This is a genomic window from Nostoc sp. 'Peltigera membranacea cyanobiont' 232 (assembly GCF_002245985.1).
Classification (GTDB): Bacteria; Cyanobacteriota; Cyanobacteriia; order Cyanobacteriales; family Nostocaceae; genus Nostoc.
Genome location: NZ_NOLK01000015.1, coordinates 78948 through 86501, shown reverse-complemented (window position 1 = coordinate 86501; position 7554 = coordinate 78948). Strand labels below are relative to the sequence as shown.

7 protein-coding genes are annotated in these 7554 nt (G+C 45.3%); 3 read left to right on the top strand and 4 right to left on the bottom strand.

Annotation, left to right across the window (positions count from 1 at the left end; genetic code table 11):
- Positions 1-1174, top strand: a 1174-nt coding sequence (locus CDG79_RS07675) for an anthranilate synthase component I (protein ID WP_094341612.1), incomplete at its 5' end; no start/stop codon positions are given.
- Positions 1175-1218: 44 nt separating this feature from the next.
- Here the strand turns inward: CDG79_RS07675 and proC are convergent.
- The 4 genes from proC to pipX all read right to left on the bottom strand — a co-directional run bounded on the left by proC (position 1219) and on the right by pipX (position 4065).
- On the bottom strand, positions 1219-2037 hold the full coding sequence (gene proC, locus CDG79_RS07670; protein WP_094341611.1) for a pyrroline-5-carboxylate reductase: 819 nt from the start codon (positions 2035-2037) through the stop codon (positions 1219-1221).
- 109 nt (positions 2038-2146) lie between these two features.
- Positions 2147-2755: a cell division protein SepF gene (locus CDG79_RS07665; RefSeq protein ID WP_094341610.1), complete on the bottom strand. Its 609-nt coding sequence runs from the start codon at positions 2753-2755 to the stop codon at positions 2147-2149.
- Between the two features lie 366 nt (positions 2756-3121).
- The gene (locus tag CDG79_RS07660) at positions 3122-3790 is read right to left on the bottom strand and encodes a YggS family pyridoxal phosphate-dependent enzyme (protein ID WP_094341609.1); all 669 of its coding nucleotides are present in this window, start codon (positions 3788-3790) and stop codon (positions 3122-3124) included.
- The gene (gene pipX, locus CDG79_RS07655; RefSeq protein ID WP_094341608.1) at positions 3787-4065 is read right to left on the bottom strand and encodes a transcriptional coactivator PipX; all 279 of its coding nucleotides are present in this window, start codon (positions 4063-4065) and stop codon (positions 3787-3789) included. The genes CDG79_RS07660 and pipX overlap by 4 nt, the downstream gene beginning before the upstream one ends.
- Positions 4066-4242: 177 nt before the next feature.
- Here pipX and CDG79_RS43495 point away from each other — a divergent pair, with 177 nt between their 5' ends.
- Together CDG79_RS43495 and CDG79_RS07645 are read left to right on the top strand one after the other, a co-directional pair.
- On the top strand, positions 4243-4524 hold the full coding sequence (locus tag CDG79_RS43495) for a hypothetical protein (protein WP_094341607.1): 282 nt from the start codon (positions 4243-4245) through the stop codon (positions 4522-4524).
- Positions 4525-4643: 119 nt separating this feature from the next.
- Positions 4644-7322: a DEAD/DEAH box helicase gene (locus tag CDG79_RS07645; protein ID WP_094341606.1), complete on the top strand. Its 2679-nt coding sequence runs from the start codon at positions 4644-4646 to the stop codon at positions 7320-7322.
- Positions 7323-7554 lie beyond the last annotated feature (232 nt).

Below are 7554 nucleotides of genomic sequence, written 5' to 3'. Positions count from 1 at the left end.
CCCCTTAACTGGCGGTTGGTTAGGTTGGCTAGGCTACGATGTGGCATGGGAAATTGAACAGCTACCCCATCATAAAATTGATCCCCTACCATTTCCTATAGCTTTTTGGTATGAACCAGATTGTTTTGCCGTTTTAGATCACGCTCAACAAATTCTTTGGCTAGCCGCCAGTGATGCAAGTAGACTTGATGAGTTACAGGATAAATTAGCAAAGAAAGACGTGGCGAAAGAATTCTCCATTTCTCCTTGTCCTCATATCCCCGTGTCTTCTTCGCCTCCTCTGTTTTTGACATCGCAAGCAGATTATGAAACAGGCGTAAACCAGGCAAAAAAATATATTCAAGCTGGAGACATCTTTCAGGCAAATCTTTCATTGCGATTTCAAGCCTCTACAACAGCTTCTGGTTGGGAAATTTATCAGGCTTTGCAAAAAATCAATCCTTCTCCTTTTGCCAGCTATTGGCAAACGCCTTGGGGAGAAGTCATCAGCTGTTCGCCGGAAAGATTGGTAATGTTGCAAAATCAGCAAGCCGAAACCAGACCGATCGCTGGAACGCGATCGCGTGGTGTCACACTAGAACAGGATATACAACTGGCAGAAGATTTACTCAGCAACACCAAAGAACGTGCAGAACACATCATGCTGGTAGATTTGGAACGCAATGATTTAGGGCGAGTTTGTGAATGGGGAACGGTTACTGTTGACGAATTGCTGACAATTGAGCGATATAGCCATGTGATGCATCTTGTCAGCAACATCAAAGGTACTTTAAAAGGCGAATGCCTACGGCACGGCGAAGCCGAACGCACAGCCATTGATTTGATTCGCGCCACGTTCCCAGGTGGCACAATCACGGGCTGTCCCAAAGTGCGTTGTATGGAAATTATTGAAGAACTAGAACCCGTTCGCCGCAGCTTGTTCTACGGTTCCTGTGGTTATTTAGATTGGCGTGGTCATTTAGATTTAAATATCTTAATCCGCACCCTGCTACTAGCCCCCGCATCTGGTGAAGCAGGGGAAGAACCCCTTCTTGGGTACTCAGCACTCAACACCGTCTGGGGACAAGTTGGTGCGGGAATTGTCGCAGACAGCGACCCTGAGAAAGAATGGTATGAATCTCTGCACAAAGCCCAAGCACAACTGGCAGCACTGAAAATACTAAATAATCAATAGGCAATAGTTTTCTTTCTAGTCCCTAATCCCCAGTCCCCAGTCTCTCATTTTCCCAGTTCTTGCGATCGCTCTGTGGCAGCTTTGACTGCTTCAATTAAAGCTGAACGAAATCCTGCCTGTTCTAGTTTGGCAATCCCCGCAATGGTTGTACCTCCGGGACTGGTAACGCGATCTTTGAGTTCTGCTGGGTGCATTTTAGTTTCATACAACAGTTTGGCTGTTCCTAGTACGGTTTGCAAGGCTAGTTGATTAGCAATTGCTCTAGGTAAACCTGCGGATACTCCCCCATCAGCAAGTGATTCTACTAGCAGTGCCACGTAAGCTGGCCCGCTACCAGATAACCCTGTGACTGCATCCATCAGCCCTTCTGACACTTCCACTACTTCACCCACAGCAGAAAAAACTTGTTGTGCTATTTGGTGATGCTTGGCATTGGTATATGCACCTGAACAAATGGCGGTAATTCCTGCTCCCACAGTGGCTGGGGTGTTGGGCATTGCTCTGATAACTGGCAATTGCACAAATGCAGCTTCTAGCTGACTTAAAGGCACACCCGCTAATATGGAAATAATTAGGGGTAATTGTTCTCTATTAATAATATCAATATTTGCTAATTCTTGAGCGATCGCGCTGAACACCTGCGGTTTCACTGCTAAAAAGACTACTTCTTTTGCTTGAGTGAAAACCTCACTATTATCTGTCGTCACTGCAACACCGTATTGCTGTTTCAAAAAATCTAGGCGTGAAGGTAGCGGTTCGCTAACTATGACTTCTGATGATTGATAAATTCCACGCGCGATAAGGCGGGATAAGAGCGCTTCTCCCATTACCCCACCACCAATTAACCCAAATTTTATAGTCATTATCGATCGTTAGTCATTTGTCATTAGTCGTTTGTCGTTTGTCATTTGTCACTATTATCAAAACCCAGGACAAATGACAAATGACAAAGGACTAACAACTAATTTAACTTTATTGTGCCATCCGGTTAGTTTCGTTACCCCAGGTTTGATTATTTGGAGAACCTGTAGGACGAGAGGGACGTGCTGGCGGTTGTGGTACTTCATGAAGAACGCCACCTTGGGTGCTAACTTGGACACAACTTGGCGTAAACAAGAAGATGCTCTCACCGATGCGCTCTTGATGTCCATCTAGCGCGTAAGTACCACCTGCAACAAAATCTACTGCTCGTTGAGCTTGATCTGGATCCATAATTGTCAGATTTAATACCACTGACTTCCGTTCTCGCAACGCTTGAATTGCCTGAGGCATTTCTTCAAAGGTGCGTGGTTCGAGGACTAAAACTTCCGAAATTCCGTTAATTGCTCCTGGCATACCAATCACATTCCCCATTGGCTTTGAACCTGCTGCGATATCATCTCCCATTGTAGGCACTGGTTCCCGCCAGCGTCGATTTTGAGCGGTTGCGCTCTCTTGTGGGGCTGGGGGTTGGGGATTTTCTTGCTGATACAGATTTTGGTAATTATTATTGTCTGTTTCTGGTTCTTCTTCGTAATACTCATATTCCACTTGCTCATTTAGACCTACAAAGTCTCTGAGTTTGGAAAAGATGTTGTTCATTGTGTGTGTACTCTCCTGGTGCGAATAGCCTGTATTGACTTGGCTTAGGATTTATTGAGATCGGAGCGATCGCTACATCGGTGGATACTTCAGCAAGTCTTTTGCTATTTGTAACCCATACTACTGGTTTTGGCGATGAACTGACTACTTTTTGGAAAGGTCTGTGCATCGCCTAAACATAATAATGAGTCAAGATTATATCCTAAGGTTTGTCCGAAGGAAAGCTCTTTTTATCCCATTTCCCCTTGACGATTGCTCTTGTCAATACTATATCCTTTGTTTCTAATTGCACCAGTCTCTTACAAAATTCTTGTCATCAAATCCCGATCTCTATTAATACTGACCTGGAAGGCTGACGATCGAGGGCTAAGAGCGATCGCCAAACAATATTGTTCCTAATCGTACCATCGTTGCGCCTGCTTCCACTGCTAGTTCGTAGTCGCCTGACATACCCATAGATAGGTGCTGCATTTTAATGTGCGACCAGTTTTGCTCCTGGATTTCCTTTGCTAGCTCACGATTGAGATTAAACACATTCAAAATTTCCGGATCTTTTAATCCTGAAGGTGGAATTGTCATCAAACCTTGAATTTGTAAACTTTTGTATTGATCTAGTGTAGGTAAATCAGCCAAAAGTTCTGGCACACTCCAACCAGACTTGTTAGGATCTGGGAGAATTTTCACTTGCAGGCAAACCTGGGGACTCACTCCTAGCTGTTGGGCTAATTGATCTAAGCGCTGTGCCAGTTTCAAGTTATCCACGGAGTGAATCCAAGGGAATTGTTCGATGGCTTTTTTGGCTTTATTGCTTTGTAAATGTCCAATAAAGTGCCAGGTAATATCCAGTAAGTCTTGCAACTCGGCTTGTTTGCTGGCAGTTTCTTGGATGCGACTCTCCGCAAAATCACGAATTCCTGCGGCATAAGCAGAGCGAATGGCCTCGACAGGAACTTGTTTGCTAACAGCAATCAATTTGACTGAAGTTGGTAGGGAGGAGCGAATGGAAATAATACGTTCAGAAATCGAACTGCTCATTGGAAGGTGCGTTGGAAAACACTCTGAAGCTGATCGTACTCCTGAGAATGTCCACTGCGCCGCAGGGTACGTAAGCGATTTTCCAACATCATTCTCGCCTCAGTCCGTCCTATAGGCTGGAATTTAACACCTTTAACGTCATTTGCGACCAAAAAAAACAGGCGCTGGGCATAAAGCGTGGTGAACAAATCCTGGTTTTCATCAACCATACAGATTTTGTAGAGTAAACCCCAAGTTGGATGGTTTATGTAAGTTTCTGCGTTTTCTGGATTCATTTAAGAGTCAAGGTGTAGTCAAGGTGGGAGTATGTATATCTTTTCGCAGTGAATTCCAAACATTCAGACGATAATACCAACATTCGTCAGAATATTTGCTTAAAATGCAAAACTGCGGTTACGAAGACCTCGATCTAGTTTCTAATTGGCAGATGAAGCTAGTGGTAGTGAAGCGAAATGGTACAACAGAAGCCGCAAAGCGTAGATTCACAGAGTAGAGGCTGGTTGAGAAACATCACCATCTGCTTTGGTGACTTCAATTTACCAACTTGTGGAAACAAGGCACAAATAGTGCCGATCCTCTTGTTGAAAGTTCGGTGTAGCAAGGGAAAACACCCTTTGAAGTTCCCAACGGCAATAGCGAACTTTTCAACTTCTTTCCATACTGCCACAACTGTGGCTAATTGGCACAAAATAGATAATGGGATTGGGGACTGGGGACTGGGGACTGGGCGCTGAAATTCTTCTTAAATACCTAATACCCAATACCTAATCCCCAATACCCAATACCTAATCCCTAACGAAGTTGACAAAAGACTCGTTAGTATAGTAAACAATCTGGTTGCAAATGTGATTGAGTGAATTATCCTGCACCGTCTCCAGAACTTGACTTAGGGTCTATATTTCCCTTTGATCTGGATCAGTTTCAAAAAGAAGCGATCGCGTCCCTAAACGCCGGACGCTCCGTAGTCGTGTGTGCGCCCACAGGTTCGGGCAAAACATTAGTTGGGGAATACGCCATTTATCGCGCCCTGGCGAGAGGGAAACGTGTATTTTATACCACTCCCCTGAAGGCGCTGTCGAATCAAAAATTACGTGACTTTCGAGAAAAATTCGGGTTTGAGCAAGTCGGACTGTTAACTGGAGATGCCTCCATTCACAGGGATGCACCGATTTTGGTGATGACTACAGAAATTTTCCGAAATATGCTCTATGGCACACCGATAGGGCAAGTCGGCATCTCATTAGTAGACGTGGAAGCGGTAATACTTGATGAGTGCCACTACATGAACGATCGCCAGCGCGGTACAGTTTGGGAAGAATCTATCATCTATTGTCCTCGGGAAGTGCAACTGGCAGCCCTCTCTGCAACGGTTGCCAACAGCGATCAACTTACTGATTGGCTAAATCGCGTTCACGGCCCAACTGACCTGATTTACTCCGATTTTCGCCCAGTTCCCTTAGAATTTCACTTTTGCAATCCTAAAGGGTTATTTCCCTTGCTGAATGATAGCAAAACTAAAATTAACCCCCGTCTTCTTCAGAAAAAAAAGGGGAAAGGGGGAGAAAGGGACAGGGGGAGAAGTGGCAGACCGGAAGCTCCTGGCATAATTTATACCTTGAGCCAGTTAGAGCAACGGGATATGCTACCAGCTATTTACTTCATCTTCAGCCGCCGGGGATGTGATAAAGCGGTGGCAGAAGTGGGTGATTTATGGCTGGTAAATAATGAAGAATCCCAAATTTTACGGCAACAGATTGATGACTTTTTAGCCCGCAATCCCGAAGCCGGACGTTCTGGACAAATTGCCCCCCTGTACCGGGGAATTGCTGCCCACCACGCCGGAATTCTGCCTGCATGGAAAGCACTGGTAGAAGAACTATTTCAGCAAGGGCTGATTAAAGTAGTATTCGCCACTGAGACACTGGCTGCGGGAATTAATATGCCCGCCCGAACAACGGTAATTTCTACCCTTTCCAAGCGGACTGACACCGGACACCGCCTATTAAATGCTTCCGAATTCTTGCAAATGGCCGGACGGGCAGGCCGTCGGGGGATGGATAAACAAGGTCATGTGGTGACAGTCCAAACACCCTTTGAAGGAGCCAAAGAAGCGGCGTATTTGGGAACATCCAAGCCAGACCCCCTCGTAAGCCAGTTTACACCCAGTTATGGGATGGTACTCAACTTGCTGCAAACCCACACCCTAGACCAAACCAGGGAACTGATAGAACGCAGTTTTGGGCAATACATGGCCACCTTGCATTTAAGGCCAGAATACGATGAGATTGCCGAACTAGAAAAACAATTAGCTCAACTACACGAGCAAATCGCCGCAGTTGATGAAAATGAACTGGCTATTTATGAAAAATTGCGGCAACGCTTGAAAGTCGAACGTCAGATATTAAAAACCCTGCAAGAGCAAGCGCAGGATGATAGACAAGAAGAATTGGGGATGATGTTGGACTTTGCAGTGTCAGGAACTCTGTTAAGTCTCAAGGGCAAAAACATTACAGTATCTTCACCAGTAACCGCAGTGTTGGTGGGAAAATCGCCTGGTTCTGGTCAAGCTCCTTACTTGGTATGCTTAGGGCATGATAATCGCTGGTATGTGGCAACCACAGGGGATGTAGTCGATTTGTATGCTGAACTGCCGCGAATTGAAGTGTCACCGGATATACTACCACCGCCAGAGATGCCCTTGAAGCCCGGACAGTCGCGGCGTGGGAACGAAGAAAGCTTTGCGATCGCAGTGCGTATTCCCAATCCGATAGAATCTTTGCATCTGGCACCAGAAGTAGCAGAACAACTCAGCCGCACTACTGCTGTCCAAGAGCAATTAGAAGCTCATCCCCTACATCAATCAGGCAATGCTGCCACCCTTTTCAAGCGTCGCGCCAAATATGTCGAACTAGAAGCCGAACTCGAACAGGTACAAGGGCAAGTAGAGCAGCAGTCACAACGTCATTGGGAAGAATTTCTCAATTTAATCTTAATTCTGCAACACTTTGGCGCTTTAGATAACTTAGTGCCCACGCAATTAGGGCGAATTGCTGCCGCTATTCGAGGTGAAAATGAGTTGTGGCTGGGTTTAGTGTTCGCTAGTGGTGAATTGGACAATTTAGATCCCCACCATTTAGCCGCCGCCGCCGCCGGTTTGGTGATGGAAACGCCCCGTCCAGATAGCAAGGTGAACTTTGAGCTTAGTAATGAAGTGGGAGAAGCCTTAGCAAAATTGCGGGGAATTCGTCGCCAAATGTTCCAACTACAACGGCGGTATAATGTGGCACTGCCTATATGGTTGGAGTTTGAGTTAATTGCCATAGTAGAACAATGGGCGCTAGGAATGGAGTGGACAGAACTCTGCGAAAACACCACCTTAGATGAAGGCGATGTGGTGAGAATTCTCCGCCGGACGTTGGATTTATTATCACAAATACCCCACGTTCCCCATTTGCCAGACTCTTTCCAGCGTAATGCACATCGGGCAATGCAGTTGATTGATAGATTCCCTGTGAATGAGGTGGTTGAATAAAGAACAGGTTCTTATGAACAGAAAGTCTTTAATAATTGCTTTGCGTCTTTTTCTCTCAGATTGACCCAAAAGTAGATGTTTTAGGGGCAATTCATGAATTGCCCCTACAAACTGTCCCAAGAATGAATTTAAATTTAATAGTAGTGGTACTTAGTTAAAAATGCTTTTTTGGTTTCGTATATCTTCTATACGTAATTAATCACATGTATTTAACAGAAGTTGTAGTCGCTAT